The organism is Streptomyces sp. NBC_01669 (assembly GCF_026339735.1).
GTDB classification, from domain to species: domain Bacteria; phylum Actinomycetota; class Actinomycetes; order Streptomycetales; family Streptomycetaceae; genus Streptomyces; species Streptomyces yanii.
This window is the reverse complement of record NZ_JAPEQG010000001.1, coordinates 8355682-8372868: the sequence shown is the minus strand read 5'-3', so window position 1 is coordinate 8372868 and position 17187 is coordinate 8355682. Positions and strand designations below refer to the sequence as shown.

The 17187-nt window shown below is 69.5% G+C and carries 16 protein-coding genes; 6 read left to right on the top strand and 10 right to left on the bottom strand.

Going from position 1 to position 17187, the window contains the following annotated elements:
* Positions 1 to 26: 26 nt before the first annotated feature.
* Positions 27 to 1265 (top strand): serine hydrolase, encoded by a 1239-nt coding sequence (locus tag OG972_RS37460; RefSeq protein WP_266989142.1) that lies wholly within the window; start codon positions 27 to 29, stop codon positions 1263 to 1265.
* 172 nt (positions 1266 to 1437) lie between these two features.
* On the opposite strand, the gene OG972_RS37455 is transcribed toward OG972_RS37460, so the two are convergent.
* Entirely contained in the window at positions 1438 to 2064 is a 627-nt protein-coding gene (locus OG972_RS37455) for an N-acetyltransferase (RefSeq protein ID WP_266989140.1), read from the bottom strand.
* A 208-nt stretch (positions 2065 to 2272) separates the two neighbouring features.
* On the opposite strand from OG972_RS37455, the gene OG972_RS37450 reads away from it, so the two are divergent.
* Both OG972_RS37450 and OG972_RS37445 read left to right on the top strand, forming a co-directional pair.
* On the top strand, positions 2273 to 2629 hold the full coding sequence (locus OG972_RS37450; RefSeq protein ID WP_266989138.1) for a YciI family protein: 357 nt from the start codon (positions 2273 to 2275) through the stop codon (positions 2627 to 2629).
* Positions 2629 to 3915 (top strand): RNA polymerase sigma factor, encoded by a 1287-nt coding sequence (locus tag OG972_RS37445; protein ID WP_266989136.1) that lies wholly within the window; start codon positions 2629 to 2631, stop codon positions 3913 to 3915. The genes OG972_RS37450 and OG972_RS37445 overlap by 1 nt, the downstream gene beginning before the upstream one ends.
* A 58-nt stretch (positions 3916 to 3973) precedes the next feature.
* On the opposite strand, the gene OG972_RS37440 is transcribed toward OG972_RS37445, so the two are convergent.
* Together OG972_RS37440 and OG972_RS37435 are read right to left on the bottom strand one after the other, a co-directional pair.
* The gene (locus OG972_RS37440) at positions 3974 to 4417 is read right to left on the bottom strand and encodes an SRPBCC domain-containing protein (protein WP_266989134.1); all 444 of its coding nucleotides are present in this window, start codon (positions 4415 to 4417) and stop codon (positions 3974 to 3976) included.
* Positions 4418 to 4521: 104 nt separating this feature from the next.
* Positions 4522 to 5418, bottom strand: a complete 897-nt coding sequence (locus OG972_RS37435) for a LysR family transcriptional regulator (protein ID WP_266989133.1) — start codon at positions 5416 to 5418, stop codon at positions 4522 to 4524.
* Positions 5419 to 5498: 80 nt separating this feature from the next.
* On the opposite strand from OG972_RS37435, the gene OG972_RS37430 reads away from it, so the two are divergent.
* Complete coding sequence (locus OG972_RS37430; RefSeq protein WP_266989131.1) at positions 5499 to 6743, top strand: MFS transporter; 1245 nt, start codon at positions 5499 to 5501, stop codon at positions 6741 to 6743.
* 2 nt (positions 6744 to 6745) lie between these two features.
* On the opposite strand, the gene OG972_RS37425 is transcribed toward OG972_RS37430, so the two are convergent.
* The 7 genes from OG972_RS37425 to OG972_RS37395 all read right to left on the bottom strand — a co-directional run bounded on the left by OG972_RS37425 (position 6746) and on the right by OG972_RS37395 (position 14539).
* Positions 6746 to 7063, bottom strand: a complete 318-nt coding sequence (locus OG972_RS37425) for a cupin (protein WP_266989129.1) — start codon at positions 7061 to 7063, stop codon at positions 6746 to 6748.
* Between the two features lie 51 nt (positions 7064 to 7114).
* Complete coding sequence (locus OG972_RS37420; RefSeq protein ID WP_266989127.1) at positions 7115 to 8737, bottom strand: glycoside hydrolase family 13 protein; 1623 nt, start codon at positions 8735 to 8737, stop codon at positions 7115 to 7117.
* A 115-nt stretch (positions 8738 to 8852) separates the two neighbouring features.
* Positions 8853 to 9803, bottom strand: a complete 951-nt coding sequence (locus OG972_RS37415) for a carbohydrate ABC transporter permease (RefSeq protein ID WP_266989125.1) — start codon at positions 9801 to 9803, stop codon at positions 8853 to 8855.
* A 13-nt stretch (positions 9804 to 9816) separates the two neighbouring features.
* Complete coding sequence (locus tag OG972_RS37410; RefSeq protein ID WP_266989123.1) at positions 9817 to 10776, bottom strand: carbohydrate ABC transporter permease; 960 nt, start codon at positions 10774 to 10776, stop codon at positions 9817 to 9819.
* An 89-nt stretch (positions 10777 to 10865) separates the two neighbouring features.
* A complete protein-coding gene (locus OG972_RS37405; RefSeq protein WP_266989121.1) occupies positions 10866 to 12290 on the bottom strand; it encodes an extracellular solute-binding protein in 1425 nt (474 codons plus the stop codon).
* Between the two features lie 405 nt (positions 12291 to 12695).
* Positions 12696 to 13892, bottom strand: coding sequence for a S8 family peptidase (locus OG972_RS37400; RefSeq protein WP_266989119.1), 1197 nt, complete (start codon positions 13890 to 13892; stop codon positions 12696 to 12698).
* A 164-nt stretch (positions 13893 to 14056) separates the two neighbouring features.
* Positions 14057 to 14539, bottom strand: a complete 483-nt coding sequence (locus OG972_RS37395; RefSeq protein WP_266989117.1) for a GNAT family N-acetyltransferase — start codon at positions 14537 to 14539, stop codon at positions 14057 to 14059.
* Positions 14540 to 14713: 174 nt separating this feature from the next.
* On the opposite strand from OG972_RS37395, the gene OG972_RS37390 reads away from it, so the two are divergent.
* Together OG972_RS37390 and pgm are read left to right on the top strand one after the other, a co-directional pair.
* On the top strand, positions 14714 to 15448 hold the full coding sequence (locus OG972_RS37390; RefSeq protein WP_266989115.1) for a 4'-phosphopantetheinyl transferase superfamily protein: 735 nt from the start codon (positions 14714 to 14716) through the stop codon (positions 15446 to 15448).
* Between the two features lie 47 nt (positions 15449 to 15495).
* Entirely contained in the window at positions 15496 to 17136 is a 1641-nt protein-coding gene (gene pgm / locus OG972_RS37385; RefSeq protein WP_266989113.1) for a phosphoglucomutase (alpha-D-glucose-1,6-bisphosphate-dependent), read from the top strand.
* Positions 17137 to 17187 lie beyond the last annotated feature (51 nt).

Here is a 17187-nt window from a genome sequence, read left to right as displayed (position 1 = left end):
CTCGACGCTTACCTAGCGTGGCATTCATGAGATCCACAACTCCGGCCTCCGCGCCGCAGCACCGTCCGTCCCAGCAGCGTCACCGCCGGATCGGCCGAGGGTGGCTGGCCGTCGCGGCGGCCGCACTCGGCACAGCGGGTGTGGCCATAGCTGTCCAGCCCTCGGACGGCGCGGCCGCGACGTCCGCGTCCGGCTACCGGCAAGACGACCTGCGCCTGGACACCGAGGGCATCCAGGCACTGGGGATCACCGGCGTCCAGGCGCGGGTGACCACCGCCTCCGGCCGGGATCTGGTCGCCACCACCGGCGTCGCCGTGGCGGGCACGAACCGCCCGGTGCCCCGCGACGGCTACTTCCGGATTGCCAGCACCGGCAAGGCACTCATGGCCACTGTGATCCTGCAGTTGGTCGACGAGGGCAAGCTGTCGCTGGACGACAGGGTGGACCGCTGGCTGCCCGGTGTGATCGACGGCAACGGCAACGACGGACGGAAGGTCACCGTGCGCCAGCTCCTGCAGAACACCAGCGGCCTCCACGACGACCTTCCCGGCTTCGACACCCCGCAGGAGTACTACCAGCACCGCTACGACACCTACACCCCCGAACAGATCGTCGCCCAGGCGATGAAGCACCACCCGGACTTCCAGCCCGGCACCGGCTGGAGCTATTCCAACACCGGCTACGTCGTCCTCGGCATGATCGTCGAAAAGGCCGCCGGCCGCCCATGGCAGGAGGAGGTCGAGAGCCGGATCCTGAAACCACTCGGCATGAACCACACCTATCTGCCGGGCACCACGTCCCCCCTTCGTCGCCCGCACGCCGACGGCTACCAGGTCTTCACCTCCGGCGAACGGACCGACGTCACCGAACAGATCGTCCCCGACCTCGGCGGCTATGTCTCCACCACGGCGGACGTCAACCGTTTCTTCCAGGGACTGCTGGGCGGCAAGCTGCTCTCCGAGGCGCACATGGCCGAGATGCAGGACACCGTCCCGGTCGACAAGCGGATCGAGGCATTCTGGCCCGGCGGACGCTACGGCCTGGGCTTGGTCAACCGCCCCTTGACCTGCGGCGGCAGCTACTGGAGCCACGAAGGAGGCGAAGCCGGCTACATCACCCTGAACGGCGCCACCGACGACGGCAGCCGCACCGTCACCGTCTCCATGTCCACCAGCTTCAACGACCTCGATGAAACGCTCCGGCAACACAAGGCCGCCAGTGACCTTGTCGACCGCGCGCTGTGCGACACCTCCAGCAACAGATAGGGGAAGTGACCGCCTGGGGCGTTCGTGCCGGCTCCGGGCCACCACAAGCTGCTCCCTGCAGAGCGGTTCCTGCTGGCGCGGGCGGTTGTTTCACAGACTCCGCGGACACCCCCTTGGGACCGTCTTCCGGATCGGGCCTGGCACGATCCGGAAGGAAAGCCCTTGGAGGAGCTCACAGGTCCGGCGTGGTGCTCCGGCCCAGATACGTGACCGGTCCGGGATCGGGAACGTCGATCTCGGCGAATCCCAGGCGGTCGTAGAAGGCCCTGGCCGGAGTGTTCGCCGTGAGCATGGACAGGTGCACGGCCCCGACCCCCTTGGCTCGCAGGGCGGTCAGGAACGTGCGCATCAGCGCTCTGCCGTACCCCTTCCGCTGCCATGCGGGAAGCAGGTCGATGTGCAAGTGGGCGGGGTGGGCCGCCATTTCGGGGACGATCATCCGTTCCGGATTGTGCAGGAGGGCGATCATCTCCCCGCTGGGGGTACGCGGCGGGCCGTCCGGTTCCGGGAAGCGCTCCTCGACCAGGGGCAGCCACTGCTTCCGGAACGCCGTCACGAACTGCGCAGTGTCGGCGGTCCCCAGGATGTAGCCGACCGCCCGGCCCGTACCGTCGTCGATCACGAAGGCCAGATCGGGTTCGAGGTACGCGTAGGGCGTGGCGAAGATCGAGGGCATCAGTTCCGGATCCGGATACAGATGTCGGGAGTCGCCACCGTTGTCGGCCGTCCGGACGCAGATGTCGGAAAGGGCCGCGTGGTCGTCGGGGTGGTAGGCCCGTGGGCCGGGAAGCTGGGTCATCACCTCATCCTGCCGACCCTGGGAGCGCTCCCACAAGTCCCCGTGTGCGGAAACCCGCAGAACACGCGGGGACCACCGGAATCACGCGGAGCTCCGGCAGAAAATTCTTCGGAGCCCGACCGTGTTGCGTGTCGATCCGGGCAGCAGCCGTTCGTATAGAGGGTGAGACGCCGGCACGGTGCCGACGTCGCACCCCAGGAGGAACACCATGAAGCACTACCTGCTCAGCGTGATCACGCCGACCGGGGGCGAGATGCCCGCCCCCGAGGTGCTGGAAGGGATCATGCGGAACGTGGAGGTCTTCCACGAGGAGCTCCGGGAGGCTGGAGCCTGGGTGTTCGCCGGAGGGCTGAACGCCCCGAGCACGGCCACCGTGGTGCAGGCGAAGGACGGTGACACACTGCTCACCGACGGCCCGTACGCCGAAGGCAAGGAGTACCTCGGCGGGCTGTGCATCATCAAGGCGCCCGATCTGGATGCGGCCCTCGACTGGGGCCGCAAAGCCGCGCGGGCGATCACCCTGCCCATCGAGGTCCGGCCGTTCGAGGGTGAAGTGGAGGGCTGATGTCCGGCGCCTCCCGGCACCCCGGCGCCGCCGAGCCGCGCCGTCCCACCGGCGCGCCGGCCGTACTCACCGCGGACGTCGAGCGTCTCTTCCGCGAGGAGTACGGCCGCTCGGTGGCCGTACTCGTGCGTGCCTTCGGCGACATCGACATCGCGGAGGAGGCGGTCCAGGAGGCGTTCGTCACCGCGTTGGACCGGTGGCCCTCGGCCGGGCTGCCGCCCGCACCGGCCGGCTGGATCATCACCACGGCGCGGAACCGGGCGATCGACCGCCTGCGCCGGGAGGCCTCCCGCGCCGACCGCCAGGCCCGGGCGGCACTGGCGCAGTCCCTGGACGCCGGGAGCGAACCGGCTGAGGAGGGTCCCGTGCACGACGACCGGCTGCGGCTGATCTTCACCTGCTGCCACCCCGCGCTCTCCACCGGTGCGCAGGTCGCGCTGACGCTGCGACTGCTGGGCGGGCTGAGCACGGCGGAGCTCGCGCATGCGTTCCTGGTGCCCGAACCGACCATGGCGCAGCGGCTGGTGCGCGCCAAGGGGAAGATCCGTGATGCCCGGATTCCCTACCGGGTACCGGCCGATGCCGATCTTCCGGACCGGGTCCGGTCCGTGCTCGCCGTCGTGTACCTGATCTTCAACGAAGGGCATACGGCGAGCTCCGGCGACCGGTTGGTGCGCGAGGACCTCTGTGCGGAGGCCATCCGCCTCGGGCGGCTCCTGGCCGATCTGATGCCGGACGAACCGGAGGTGCGAGGACTGCTCGCGCTGATGCTGCTCAGCGAGTCGCGCCGCACCGCCCGTACCGGCCCGGACGGTGCGCTGCTGCCCCTCGCCGAGCAGGACCGAAGCCGGTGGGACCACGAGCTGATCGCCGAGGGTCAGGCGCTCGTACGGCAGTGTCTGCGTCGCGACCGTCCCGGCCCGTACCAGATCCAGGCCGCGATCAACGCGGTGCACAGCGATGCGCCGACCGCGGCCGCCACCGACTGGGGGCAGATCCTGCGGCTGTACGACCAACTGCTGGTGCAGGCGCCGACGCTGGTGGTGGCGCTCAACCGTGCCGTCGCGGTGGCCGAGGTCGAGGGACCGGACGCGGCGCTCGCGCTCGTGGAGCAGCTCGCACTCGACCGCTACCACGTGTTCCACGCCGTACGGGCGGACCTGCTGCGACGCCTGGGCCGTGCCGCCGAGGCGGCGACGGCGTACGACGCGGCGGTCGCCCGTACGCAGAACGCCGCCGAACAGGAGTTCCTTCGCCGTCGGCGCCGGGCTCTGCCGGCGGACTGAACGGGCCCGCATGCGTCCGCCGGCCGACAGGTGCGGCGCTACTGCGTGACGCGGCGGGTCAGCTCTTGGTGAGGTAGGAGCCGAGAGAGTCCAGGAGCATCGTGCTGCCCTGTTCTGCCAGGTCGCGTTCGTGGGCGCTGTCACAACTCTGGGTCAGCGTGATGCGCGTGGTCCCTGCCCCGTCGTTCTCGTCGAGGAACAGGCTCATGGTGGCGGGTGCGGACTTGCCGGGCACGTCCATGCCGATGACCAGGCGCCTGCCGGGCACCACGTCGAGGTAGGAGCCGGTGAGGGGGAACTGCTGCCCGTCGGGGGTGACCATCACCGCCCTCCACGTCCCGCCCGGCCGCGCGTCCATCTTCACCGTCCCCGGTGCGGCGCCGGCCCACTGCTCGTACTGCGCCGGTGTGGTCCAGGCTTCGAAGGCCCGGGCGGCTGAGGCGTCCAGCTCACGAGTCAGCGTGTAGGCGTACTCCTGCGGCGGAGGGGTGCTCTGGCTCATTGATGTTTCCTTTGTTCGTAGCCGGAGTTACCGGACACAGGTAGGACGGGTCGGGCAGGTGAAACTCATCGCGTGCCCGGACATTTCTTCCGTCAGGAGTGAAGTCAGAGGGTTTGGGGAGAGAGCTCGTCGCCCCCGATGCCCAGGCCCGCCAGGAATGCGGCAGCCGCCGGTGTGGGGCGGAAACGGCTCCACACCAGCCGTTCCGTCCGTGCGGGCGCATTGCGCACCGGAAGGACGGTGAGATCCGTCAGCTCCGCCGCGAACGCGGCGGGCAGCAGAGCGACGACCAGTCCGCTGCGCACCAACCGGACGATGAAGTCGGTTCCGCTGACCTCGAACGCCACTTCACGGGTGAGTCCGGACGCCTCGAAGGCCTCCTCCGACTGGGCGCGGGCCGCGGTGCCGGCGGGGTAGTCGACGAACGTCTCCCGCGCCAGCCGCTCCAGGTCCACCTGGGATTCATCGGCCAGCGGGTGGCCGGGCGCCACCACGGCGGCGAGTTCCCCGCGACCCAGTTCTCGGTCGCGCACCCCCTTCGGCCGGTAGCTCGGCAGTACACCGAGGAACGCCACGTCGAGCGTCCCGTCCTGCACTTCCTGGACAAGGTCCTTGCTCGCCCCTTCCCTCAGGTCGATACGGACCTTCGGGTGGCGGAGATGGAACTCCCGCAGTGCGGCCGGGATGTCGACCGTGGAGAGCGTCGGGATCGCCCCGATCCCAAGACGCCCGCTGATTTCCCCCGCCGCTGCCGTCACCTCGGCGCGGGCCCGCTCGGCCGCGTCCAGCGCCTGCCGGGCCGCGGGCAGGAACGCCTCACCGGCGGCGGTGAGGCGGACCTGGCGGCTCGTGCGATCGAACAGCCGGGCGCCGAGCTCCTTCTCCAGACGGGCGATCTGATGACTCAGGGCCGACTGCACGACCAGGCATTTCTTCGCGGCGCGCGTGAAGTTTTCCAGCTCCGCCACCGCCACCACGTACCGCATCTGCTGAAGCTCCATACATCTATCGTGAATGACGATCGATCGAATGAAAAACATGTGTTGGACTCATGGATGTCCGGTCCCCGAGGCTGAGGGGCATGGCTCACTCCACACAGGCGCTACGGCGCACCGCGGCTCTGCCGATCCCGCCCGGGGCGTCGCCCGTCCTCGGCCGCGGGCTCGTTCTCCTGATGGCCGTCGCGGCCGGACTCTCGGCCGCGGGCAACTACTTCGCGCAGCCGCTCCTCGACGTGATCGAGGCGAATCTGCACATCGGTGTCACGGCGGCGGGGCTGATCGTGACCGCCGCCCAGGGCGGCTACGCGCTGGGCCTGATCCTGCTGGTTCCGCTCGGCGACGTCATGGAGCGCCGAAAGCTGGCGGTGGGCCTGTTCGCGCTCACCGCGCTCTTCCTGCTGCTGACCGCCGGTGCCCCCACCGGCCCCCTGCTGATCGCCGGGACGGCGCTCACGGCGCTCACCTCTGTCGGCGCCCAGGTCGTGGTGCCGTTCGCGGCAACTCTCGCGGCTCCGGCCGAACGCGGCAGGGTCGTCGGCCTCGTCATGTCGGGCGTCCTGCTGGGTGGCCTGGTCGGGCGCCTGGCCTCCGGCGCCCTGTCGGAGCTCGGCGGGTGGCGGACTGCGTACTGGGTGAACGCCCTGCTCATGGCGGCCATGGCGGTGCTCCTGCACCGCCGTCTGCCCCGGCTGCCCCGTTCGGACGACACCGCCCCGATGGGTTACGCCGGGTTGTTGCGCTCCACCCTCTCCCTGCTGCGCACGGAGCCCCTGTTGCGTTGGCGGTCCGCCGTTGCCGCCCTCTCCATGGCCTCGTACAGCGTGCAGCTGACCGCGCTGACCTTCCTGCTGACCCGGGCGCCCTACAACTGGAACGCGGCCGCGATCGGGCTCTTCGGACTGGTGGGCGTCATCGGTGTGGTGGGCATGAACTTCGCGGCCCGGCTGAGCGACCGCGGCCGTGTCCAGGCGGTCTCCGGGGCTTCGGCCGCCCTGCTCGCCCTCTCCTGGCTGCTGCTTCTCGCCGGCGAGTCCTCGCTGCTGTGGCTCGCGCTCGGCGTGGTCTCGCTGAACGTGGCCCAGCAGGCGGCGCTCAACAGCAGTCAGAACGTGATCTACGCGCTCCGCCCGGAGGCCCGCAACCGGATCAACTCCGGGTTCATGACCCTCTTCTTCCTGGGCGGGGCCGCGGGAGCCGCGCTCGCCTCGGTGGTCTGGTCGCGCGCGGGCTGGACCGGCATCTGCGTCCTGGGCGGTTCGCTGGCCACGGGCAGCTTCGTGCTCTGGGTGCTGGAGCGGGTACGGGTACGGGTCCGGGTGCGGTGAGGTCAGTCGTTGACCGCGGTCAGCAGCACCACCGCGTCCTGCAGCGCCAGCAGTCCGTGCCGCTCGTGCGGGATGGGCTGCAGCCCTCCGGCGGTCACTTCCACGTCGCCGGAGGCTGCGGTGAGGCGGACGGCCCCCCGCAGGACCTGGAGCGAGGCGGCGGGCGGCGCGTTGTGCTCGTCGAGGGCCGAGCCCGCGGTGAGCGCGATGACCGTCTGCCGCAGGGGCTCCTGCCGCAGCAGCAGATGGGCGCTGCGGCCGTGCGGGGACGTACGCGCGGCGGCCAGATGCTCGTCGGCGAGGGCGTTGAGATCATCCATACGACCACTGTGCCGCAGCCCCGGAACCGGCGCGATCCGCCCGCGTCGCCGTCAGCCCCGCAGCCAGGCCGCGGTGTCCTGCGGGAGCCTTCCTCCGTCGGCCAGCGGACCGCTGGTGAGCAGGACTTCGGTGTGGCCGGGCAGTTCGACCGCCTCCCCGGTGAGGTTCACGACGCAGACGAGCCGGTCCGTACGGGTGAAGGCGAGCACCCCCGGCGCGGTCGGCAGCCACGTCAGCCGCTCCCCCGCTGTCCCCGGGCTCCCGAAGCCGGGTTCGGTCCGGCGGAGCCGCAGCGCCTCCCGGTAGAGGCTGAGCATTGAGTCGGGGTCGGCATCCTGGGCGTCGGCGGCGTAGGAGGACCAGCCGGCCGGCTGCGGCAGCCACGGTTCCACGGCGGATCCGAACCCGGCGTACGGTGCCTGCGCCGACCAGGGCAGCGGCACCCGGCAGCCGTCGCGTCCGGGGTCGGTCCCGCCGGAGCGGAAGTGCATCGGGTCCTGGATCCGGTCCCGCGGGATGTCCGCTTCCGGAAGGCCGAGCTCCTCCCCCTGGTAGAGGTAGGCGGCGCCGGGCAGGGCCAGCGAGAGCAGCGCCGCGGCGCGAGCCCGGCGGGTGCCGAGTGCCAGGTCCGTGAGGGTGCCGAAGGTCTTCGCCGCGAAGTCGAAACCGGTGTCCTGGCGTCCGTACCGGGTGACGGTCCGGGTCACGTCGTGGTTGCACAGGACCCAGGTGGCGGGGGCGCCGACAAGAGCGTGCTCGGCGAGCGTGTCGTCGATCGCGGAGCGCAGCAGCCCGGCGTCCCAGGGGCAGGCCAGGAAGTTGAAGTTGAAGGCGGTGTGCAGCTCGTCGGGGCGCAGATAGCGGGCGAAGCGTTCGGCGTCGGGGAGCCACACCTCACCGACGAAGATGGCCCCGTACTCGTCGGCGATGGCGCGCCAGGAGCGGTAGATGTCGTGCAGTTCGTCCCGGTCGATGTACGGATGCGGGTCGCGGCCCTCGGTGAAGTCGGGCAGGGCGGGATCCTTGGCGGGCAGGGCCGCCGAGTCGATCCGTACGCCCGAGACACCGCGCTCGAACCAGAAGCGGAGCACGTCCTCGTGCTCCTGACGGACCGTGGGGTGCGCCCAGTTCAGGTCGGGCTGCTGGGTGGCGAACAGATGGAGGTACCACTCGCCGTCCGGGAGCCGGGTCCAGGGGGTGCCGCCGAATTCGGAGACCCAGTCGTTGGGCGGGACGGCGCCGTCCGGGCCGCGGCCGGGCCGGAAGTGGAAGAGGTCGCGCTCGGGGCTGCCGGGTCCCGCTGCCAGTGCCGCGGTGAACCAGGCGTGCTGGTCGGACACGTGGTTGGGGACGATGTCGATGATCGTGCGGATGTCGAGCGCGCGGGCTTCGGCGATCAGTTTCTCGGCTTCGGCGAGGGTGCCGAAGGCGGGGTCGATGGTGCGGTAGTCGGCCACGTCGTATCCGCCGTCGGCGAGCGGCGAGAGGTACCAGGGGGTGAACCAGAGGGCGTCCACGCCCAGTTCGACGAGGTAGGGCAGCTTGGCCCGTACCCCCGCGAGATCACCGGTGCCGTCACCGTCGCCGTCGGCGAAGCTGCGTACGTAGATCTGGTAGATGGCGGCGTCGCGCCACCAGTTCGCGGTGGTCTCGGACGGGCGGTTGGCTGCCACGTTGCGTTCCTTTCGGGCAGGTGGGACTCCGCCGTCGGCCACGGACAGCGGGGCGCTGGACGGGAGAGCCGGCGGCGGAGTGCTGGGGAGGTGCCGGTAGCGGGGGACGGGAGGGTCAGCCCTTGAGGCCGCCGGCAGTGAGTCCGCTCATGATGTTGCGCTGGAAGACCAGGAAGACGATCAGCGTCGGGACGGACGCGATGGTGAGCGCGGCGATCAGGACGTTCTCGGGAACCCCGTTGGCCAGGGAGTAGATGCCCACATTGAGGGTCTGTCCGCCCGGGTCGGGCAGGGTGAGCATCGGCCAGAGGAAGTCCTTCCAGACGCCGACGACGGCGAAGATGGAGACGACACCGAGGATCGGCCGGGAGATGGGCAGGACCACGGAGCGCAGGGTGCGCAGCGGGGATGCCCCGTCGATGGCTGCCGCGTCCAGGAGTTCGCGCGGGATCGAGTCGAAGAACCGCTTCAGCAGGAAGATGTTGAAGGCATTGGTGACGGACGGCAGCCAGATCACCCAGGGCGAGTCGATCAGGTTGCGCTGCACGATCGGCATGTCGAGGACCGTGAGGTACTGCGGTACGACGAGGACGGTGGCGGGGATCATCAGCGTGGCCAGCATCATGCCCAGGATGGCCTTGCCGAACACGGGCCGCAGTCGGGAGAGCGAGTAGGCGGCGGTGACGTCGAAGAGCAACTGGCAGGCGAGCGCGCCGAACGCGTAGTAGAGGGTGTTGAAGAGGAGCCGGGACAGGTCCATCACGGTCCATGCACGGGAGTAGTTCTCCGTGTGGACGGAGGTGGGGAAGAGCGTGGGCGGGCTCTGGACGGCTTCCTGAGTGGTCTTGAGGCCACCGGTGACCATCCAGTACAGCGGCCCGAGGAAGGCCACCGTGAACAGGACGGTCACCAGGGCGAAGACGGTCCAGTACACGGCTCTGCCGCGAGGCCGGGCGAGCTGGGCCGGTGAGATCAGGGTCCGTTGGCGTTCCGGTGCGGCGGCGCGACGTTCGGCCGTGCGCCGTGCGGGGGCGCGCCGCCGGGAGACAAAGGTGTTCGATGCCATGGTCGGTCCCCGCCTAGTCTTCGCTGGTGCGGCTGAGTCGTACGTACACGGCGGAGAAGCCCGCGAGGACGACGAGCAGGACGAGTCCGAGCGCGGCCGCACTGCCGTAGTTGTTGAAGTTGAAGGCGTACTGGTAGATGAGGTAGACGACGGTCGTGGTGGAACCTTCGGGGCCGGCGCCGTTGGTCAGCAGGAACGGTTCCGTGAAGACCTGCATCGTCGCGATGATCTGCATCAGCAGGAGCAACGAGAGGATGAGCCGGGTCTGCGGGACGGTGACGTGCCAGACCTTGCGCAGCAGTCCGGCACCGTCGAGTTCGGCCGCTTCGTACAGTTCTCCGGGGATCGACTGGAGTGCGGCGAGGTAGATCAGGGTGGCGCCGCCCATGTTCATCCAGGTGGCTGCGATGACGACGGAGAGCATCGCGGTGTCGGTGGACTGGAGCCACTGCTGGGCGGGCAGGTGGAAGACCTCCAGGATGCGGTTGAAGAGTCCGTAGCCGGGGTCGTAGAAGTACTTGAAGAGGAGTACGGAGGCGACAGGCGGCAGCATGACCGGCAGGTAGACGAGCAGCCGCAGATAGCCCTGGCCGTGCCGGAATTCGTTGAGTACGACGGCGACGACGAAGGGGACGGCGAATCCGAGGAGCAGGGCGAGCCCGGTGAAGAGCAGGGTGTTGCGCCAGGCCTGCCAGAAGGCCGGGTCATTGACCACACGGCTGAGATTGGACCAGCCGGCCCAGGTGGTCCTGCCGTTCTCGTTCTTCTGGAAGGCCAGGATGAACTCCCGGACCATCGGGTACCAGGAGAAGAACGAGAAGCAGAGCACCGCTCCGATCAGGAAGCCGTGCGCGGAGAGGTTGCGGCGCAGGGCTCGTACGAACTCCTCACGGGCGGAGTCCGGGCGGGCCGTGCGTGGTTGTCCGTGGCGTGGCCTGGTTGCCTTGCCGGTGGACAGAGTGGGGGCCGACATGGTTTCTCCTCGGTGCCGGTGTTCTTCAGCCGCGGATGGACGGGGCCGGGATGCGGGGCCGGATCCGCACGACCCGGCCCGCGCGCCCGTCACTGGTTCGCCAGCACCTGATCGACCTGCTTCGCGGCGTCCGAGAGGAGCTTGTCGATGTCCGCGTTCTTGTTGGTCAGGACACCGGACATGGCGTTGTCGAGGATCTTGTAGATCTCCTGGGCCTTCGGCGGCTCGGCCTTACCGGTGACCGGGTTGTCCATGAAGGCCTTGAAGTTCTCGACCGGCATGGTGGCGTTGGCGACGCGCTCCGCGTCGTCCTTCGCCTTGGTGGCGCCGAGGAAGAAGTTCGGCTGCGGCAGTCCGACGGGCAGCTGGTCGGCCTTGGTGCGGGCCCAGTCGAACTGGCCCTTGCCCTGCGTGAGGTTCTTGAAGTTGAGCCAGGCGACGGCGGCCTTGATCCGGTCCGGTGAACTTCCCTTCTTGATCATGTAGTTGTTGCCGCCGAAGAGGGTGCCCTGGGCGCCGGGGATCGGACCCATGCCGAAGTTCTCGTACCTGGCGCCGAGTTGCTGGACCATGTACGTGATGTCGTCGGGTGCGGCGAGGAACATGCCGAGCTTGTCGCTGGCTATCTGCTTCTGCAGGTCCCCCCACTTCAGAAGCTGGGTCCGGCCCATGCTGTTGTCCTCCCAGCGCATGTCGTGCAGCTGTTGCAGGACCTGCTTGCCGGTGGCGTCGTTGAAGGCGGCCTTCTTGCCGGTGGAGTCGACCACGTCGCCGCCGAGGGCGTACTGGGTGGCGGTGAAGTGCCAGCCGCCGGTGTTGCCCGCGCTGTACTCGCCGTAGCCGGCGATGCCCTTGCCGAGTGCGGCGATCTCCTTGGCGGCCGCCCTGACCTCGTCCCAGGTGGCCGGCGGCTTGTCCGGGTCGAGACCGGCCTGCGTGAACAGCTTCCGGTTGATCATCAGGCCCATGGTGTAGTTGCTGGTCGGCAGGGCGTACAGCTTGCCGTCCTTGCGTGCCACGTCGAGCACCTGCGGCTGGATGTCCTTGAGTGCGGGGACCGTCCTGTCGTTGACGTAGGCGGAGATGTCCGCCGCCCCGTCGTTGTCCAGCACCTGTTCCAGGTCGGTGAAGTACGCGTAGAAGACGTCGGGCTGCGACTTCGCCTTGAGCATGGCGGTGAAGCGCGGCGGCTCCAGGCACTGCCCGGGGGTGGACTTTCCGTGGATCGTGACGTTCGGGTACTTCTTGTTGAACGTCTTGATGTCCTCGTTCCACTCCCGCAGCTCCGCCGCTTTCGCGGCCGGTGGCATGCAGTCGATCGAGAGCGTCACCTTCGTCTTCGGGTCCAGGGGGGCCGACGGGTCGGACGAACCGCCTCCGGAACCACCGCCGTTGTTGTTGCCGCTGCTGCTCGTACCGCAGGAGGCGAGGGCGGTCAGGGTGAGGGCGGTGACGAGGGCGGCCGCGGAGGTGCGGCGTGTACGGCGATGACGGCGGAACCCAGCACTTCTCATCGTTGGTCCCCTTCGGGCAGGAGCACGGAAGGCCCGCGGCCGGCTCTCTGCCGGGGCGCGGCACACTCAACCACCACCCCCATGACAGCGCAATATCTCGCGCAGTTTTCGTAAATGATTGACAGCAGTACGCATGTGGCGTGCGCGTCGACGGCTGTGCACAGCCCGAAGCGCCGCCCTGTCCACCGAACGGGCGCCCCTCGCCCTCAGGGGAGGCGCCTGCAGCCGCCGTACCCGGCAGACTCACCGCACGCCCGGCGCCGGGGCGCGCCACGCAGATCGACAGATGGCGTCGCACATGGCGCAATGGATGTGCGGAAGAGCGAAAGGACTGTGCACCGCACAGCAGCAAGCGGGGCCCGCGGATGCGGACCCCGCCGGTCGAACGGCTTCAGTGGATCGCGATCAGAGCCCCGCTGTGTAGAGGAGCCGGTTCGGCGAACCCGCGCCCACGGACGACAGGACGTTCTTGGTCGACTGGTCGACGAGCCAGCGAGTGAGGTCGTTCGGCGTGGCGGCCGGCTTCCACTGCTTGTAGAGAGCGGCGACCCCGGCAACATGGGGGCTGGCCATCGAGGTTCCGCTCATGGCCACGGAACCACCGCCGAGCTTGGCCGAGACGATCGCAGAGCCGGGGGCGTACATCGACACGCAGCGGCCGTAGTTGCTGAAGCTGGTCTGCCGGTCCTGACCGTCGCTGGCCGCGACCGTGACCACGTGTTCCGCGCGGGCCGGGGAGATGGTGCAGGCGTCCAACGAACTGTTCCCCGCCGCGACGACGGGCACGGTCCCCCGGGCCGCAATGGCGTTGACGGCGTTGTCGACCGCCGCGGACCCGGGGCCGCCGAGGGAGGCGTTCAGGACCGCGGGCTGCTTGGCATGCCCGGCCACCCAGTCGAATCCGGCCAGGATCCCGGCCGCGGTCCCACTCCCCTTGCAGTTGAGAACGCGCACGGCGACAAGGGACACCGATCGGGCGACTCCATAGGTGGCACCGCCGATCGTGCCCGCCACATGCGTTCCGTGGCCATGGCAGTCCTGCCCGGCGTGACCATCGGCGACGGCATCGAATCCGACGACGGCGCGTCCCCCGAACTCACTGTTCCGGGTGTCGATTCCGGTGTCGACGACATACGCCGTGACGCCCCTGCCGGTGGCCGTCACCTTGTACGCGTGGTCGAGCGGAAGCTTCCGCTGGTCGATCCGGTCCAGTCCCCAACTCGCCGCCGTGACCGCGGAGCGCGACGGCACGGCGGCGGACGCGGCGGGCGGCTCGCTCACGGTGACCACGGAGTTCTCCTCGACCGCCGCCACATCGGGTGACGAACGGACCGTGGCCAGCTGAGCGGGGCTGAGCACGGCGGCGAACCCGCGCAGCACACTGTTGTACGTGAAGAGAGGCTTCACGCCGAGCTGCTCCATGGCGGAGGTCGCCGAGTACTCGGGCTGGAGGGTGACGATGTACTGCCCCGGAACGGCCCGCGCGGAACGTTCCACCACGACGCCGCCGTCACCCGGAACGGCGGCGACGGCGTAAGCACTGCTGATCAGCGGTACGAGCAGCAGCAGGGCGACCGACGCCCATCGTGTACGCAAACGCATGCATGACTCCTGGAATGCCTGGATCGAGCGCGAACAAGAGCGGACACCTGTCCTTCGTCCGGGACCCGCTGCCGCCTTGAGCGTGATCATCCGGACAGCGCAACAGGTCGCGTCCACACCCGTACGAGCCGGTGCATGCGGTACGTGGCCGCTGTGCCGGTCGGTCAGCCCTGCGCGACCCACCGGTACATGACGTCGGGTTCCTTCTCCTCGTTGCGGCTGCCGTCGTTGAAGTCGACGGCGGCGAACCGATGCCGCTCGTAGAAGGCCCGGGCCTCGGTGTTGCGCTGGAAGACATGCAGGGTGAGCTCCGCCGGGGAGATCTCGCGGGCCTTCGCCAGGAGCAGCGAGCCGATGCCGCGGCGCCGTACGTCGGGCCGCAGGTAGAGGTGTTCGAGCTCGGTGCCGTCGAGGGAGGCGAAGCCCAGCACCTCACCGCTCACCGCCTCGGCAACCCAGACCTCTGCTTCGGGCAGGACGACGTGCGTCATCCAGGCGAGTGTGTCCTCATCGCTGTGGACCTTCGGGAGATACGGCATGGACCGGGCGCGGGACGCGAGAAAGACTTCGGTGAGGGGGGCCGCGTCCTCGGCGGTGGCCCTCCGCAGCAGTACGGGGTCGGCCGGCGCGGAATGGTTGGGTGCCATCTTGTTTCTCCCTGTCGCAACAGCGCTCGTCGCGCCTCCCCGGCACGATGAGCTGCTCACATCGTGGACGAATCTATGCCGGGTCCTGTCGGGGTCTCCATAGAATTGACGCTGCTCCCCGCGCCGATGACGCTCCCTCACGGCGTTCGCCAGTGATTGGAGATGATCCGACCGGTGCATCAGCCCATCGAGTTCGACCCGGCGGACGGCGCCCGGGGCATGCTGCCCTCCTGGCCTGCCGGAATACCTGCTCTGTGGATCGTGGACGCGGTGCGGCACGGTGATCCGGCCGAGCGGCTCGCGCCCGGAATTCTCGACGCCGGGGAGCAGCGGCGTGCCGGGAGATTCGTCGCTCCGGCCGACCGGCGCTGCTATGTCGCGGCCCATGTGGCGCTGCGGATACTGCTCGGGGCCCGGCTGGGTGTCGAACCGCGCGAGGTGCGGCTGGTCCGTGAGCCGTGCCCGTCCTGCGGCGGTCCGCACGGCCGTCCGGCGACCGACGGCGGGGTGCATTTCTCCCTGTCGCACAGCCGGGACCTGTCGCTGCTGGCGTTCGCCGCCGCGCCGGTCGGGGTGGACGTGGAGGTCGTACCGAACAGCAGGGCCGCCGCGGACGTCGGGGCGATGCTGCATCCGGCGGAGGTACGGGAGCTGGCGGAACTCCGCGCGGAGGACAGGCCCGCCGCCTTCGCCCGGGCGTGGACCCGCAAAGAGGCGTATCTGAAGGGCGAAGGGATCGGGCTCGCACGCGAGCTCTCGCTGGACCATCTGGGCACCGGGCCCGTGCCGGAGCCCGGTCCCCCGGGCTGGACCGTCACCGACGTGCTGGTCCCCGCCGGGTACGCCGCCGCCGTGGCGGTGCGTACGGCGGGGCACCCACCGGTCCAGGTCGGCCACCGGGGAAACTGATCCGGCGGGCAGATCGCAACGACCGACCGATACGGAGGAGTGGGCAGATGCCGCACGAACGAGCCGGACAGCAGGCACGTCCGGAGGACCTGACCGATGTGGCCCGGCTGGTGACGGCGTATTACACGTTGCATCCCGATCCGGCCGAGCCGGACCAGCGGGTGGCGTTCGGCACCTCGGGTCACCGCGGGACGTCGACGGCCACGGCGTTCAACGAGGACCACATCGCCGCGACCAGTCAGGCCATCAGCGAGTACCGGGCGCAGCAGGGCACGGACGGCCCGCTGTTCCTCGGATCCGACACCCATGCGCTGTCCGAGCCCGCACGGGTCACTGCGATCGAGGTGTTCGCCGCCAATGACGTGACTGTGCTGATCGACTCCGCCGACGGCTACACCCCCACCCCGGCGGTGTCGCACGCCATCCTCACCCACAACCGGGGCCGTACCTCGGGTCTTGCCGACGGCGTGGTGGTCACTCCGTCGCACAATCCGCCGGGCGACGGCGGATTCAAGTACAACCCACCGAACGGCGGCCCGGCCGGGTCCGAGGCGACCGGCTGGATCCAGGAGCGGGCCAACGAGATCATCGCGGCCGGCATGAAGGACGTACGGAAGCTGCCGTACGTCCGCGCGCTGGCGGCGCCCACCACCTCCACGTACGACTTCCTCGGCACCTATGTCGCGGACCTGCCGTCCGTGCTCGACCTCGACGCGATCCGCGCGGCCGGGGTGCGGATCGGCGCGGACCCGCTGGGCGGCGCGTCGGTCGCGTACTGGGGACGTATCGCAGAGCAGCACCGGCTCGATCTGACCGTCGTCAATCCGCTGACCGACCCCACCTGGCGTTTCATGACGCTGGACTGGGACGGCAGGATCCGGATGGACTGTTCCTCGCCGTACGCGATGGCGTCGCTGATCGGTCAACGGGACCGCTATCGGATCGCGACGGGGAACGACGCCGATGCGGACCGGCACGGCATCGTGACCCCGGACGGCGGGCTGATGAACCCGAACCACTATCTGGCCGTCGCCATCAACTACCTGTACGCGCACCGTAATCAGTGGCCGGACTCGGCGGGCGTCGGCAAGACCCTGGTGTCGTCGGGGATGATCGACCGGGTCGCCGCCGATCTTGGACGGCCGCTGGTCGAAGTGCCGGTGGGCTTCAAGTGGTTCGTGGACGGTCTGGTCGACGGGTCGCTCGGATTCGGCGGCGAGGAGTCCGCCGGCGCGTCGTTCCTGCGCCGTGACGGATCGGTGTGGACGACCGACAAGGACGGCATCATTCTGGCGCTGCTCGCCTCGGAGATCCTCGCGGTGACCGGGAAGTCGCCGTCCGAGCACTATGCCGGGCTCACCGCCCGCTTCGGCGAGCCCGCGTACGCCCGCATCGATGCCCCAGCGAACCGTGAGCAGAAGGCGGTACTCGCCAAGCTCTCGCCGGAGCAGGTCACGGCCGACACGCTGGCCGGCGAACCCGTCACGGCAGTGCTCACCTCGGCTCCCGGCAACGGCGCACCGATCGGCGGCATCAAGGTGACCACGGAGAACGCCTGGTTCGCCGCCCGCCCCTCGGGCACCGAGGACGTCTACAAGATCTACGCGGAGTCGTTCCTCGGGTCCGATCACCTCGACCAGGTGCAGGACGAGGCCAAGGCCGTGGTCTCGGCGGCACTGGGCGCCTGAGCGGTCGAAGGGCCGCCTCCCGCGCGACGTCCGGGCGTCGCGCGGGAGGCG

What these genes read in the sequence shown, in the direction of transcription:
- pgm (WP_266989113.1), top strand. Translation starts at nt 15,496, where the DNA reads ATGCCGCACGAACGAGCCGGACAGCAGGCACGTCCGGAGGACCTGACC.
- OG972_RS37410 (WP_266989123.1), bottom strand. Translation starts at nt 10,776, where the DNA reads ATGTCGGCCCCCACTCTGTCCACCGGCAAGGCAACCAGGCCACGCCAC.
- OG972_RS37415 (WP_266989125.1), bottom strand. Translation starts at nt 9,803, where the DNA reads ATGGCATCGAACACCTTTGTCTCCCGGCGGCGCGCCCCCGCACGGCGC.
- OG972_RS37395 (WP_266989117.1), bottom strand. Translation starts at nt 14,539, where the DNA reads ATGGCACCCAACCATTCCGCGCCGGCCGACCCCGTACTGCTGCGGAGG.
- OG972_RS37440 (WP_266989134.1), bottom strand. Translation starts at nt 4,417, where the DNA reads ATGAGCCAGAGCACCCCTCCGCCGCAGGAGTACGCCTACACGCTGACT.
- OG972_RS37425 (WP_266989129.1), bottom strand. Translation starts at nt 7,063, where the DNA reads ATGGATGATCTCAACGCCCTCGCCGACGAGCATCTGGCCGCCGCGCGT.
- OG972_RS37400 (WP_266989119.1), bottom strand. Translation starts at nt 13,892, where the DNA reads ATGCGTTTGCGTACACGATGGGCGTCGGTCGCCCTGCTGCTGCTCGTA.
- OG972_RS37450 (WP_266989138.1), top strand. Translation starts at nt 2,273, where the DNA reads ATGAAGCACTACCTGCTCAGCGTGATCACGCCGACCGGGGGCGAGATG.
- OG972_RS37405 (WP_266989121.1), bottom strand. Translation starts at nt 12,290, where the DNA reads ATGAGAAGTGCTGGGTTCCGCCGTCATCGCCGTACACGCCGCACCTCC.
- OG972_RS37430 (WP_266989131.1), top strand. Translation starts at nt 5,499, where the DNA reads ATGGCTCACTCCACACAGGCGCTACGGCGCACCGCGGCTCTGCCGATC.
- OG972_RS37460 (WP_266989142.1), top strand. Translation starts at nt 27, where the DNA reads ATGAGATCCACAACTCCGGCCTCCGCGCCGCAGCACCGTCCGTCCCAG.
- OG972_RS37435 (WP_266989133.1), bottom strand. Translation starts at nt 5,418, where the DNA reads ATGGAGCTTCAGCAGATGCGGTACGTGGTGGCGGTGGCGGAGCTGGAA.
- OG972_RS37445 (WP_266989136.1), top strand. Translation starts at nt 2,629, where the DNA reads ATGTCCGGCGCCTCCCGGCACCCCGGCGCCGCCGAGCCGCGCCGTCCC.
- OG972_RS37455 (WP_266989140.1), bottom strand. Translation starts at nt 2,064, where the DNA reads ATGACCCAGCTTCCCGGCCCACGGGCCTACCACCCCGACGACCACGCG.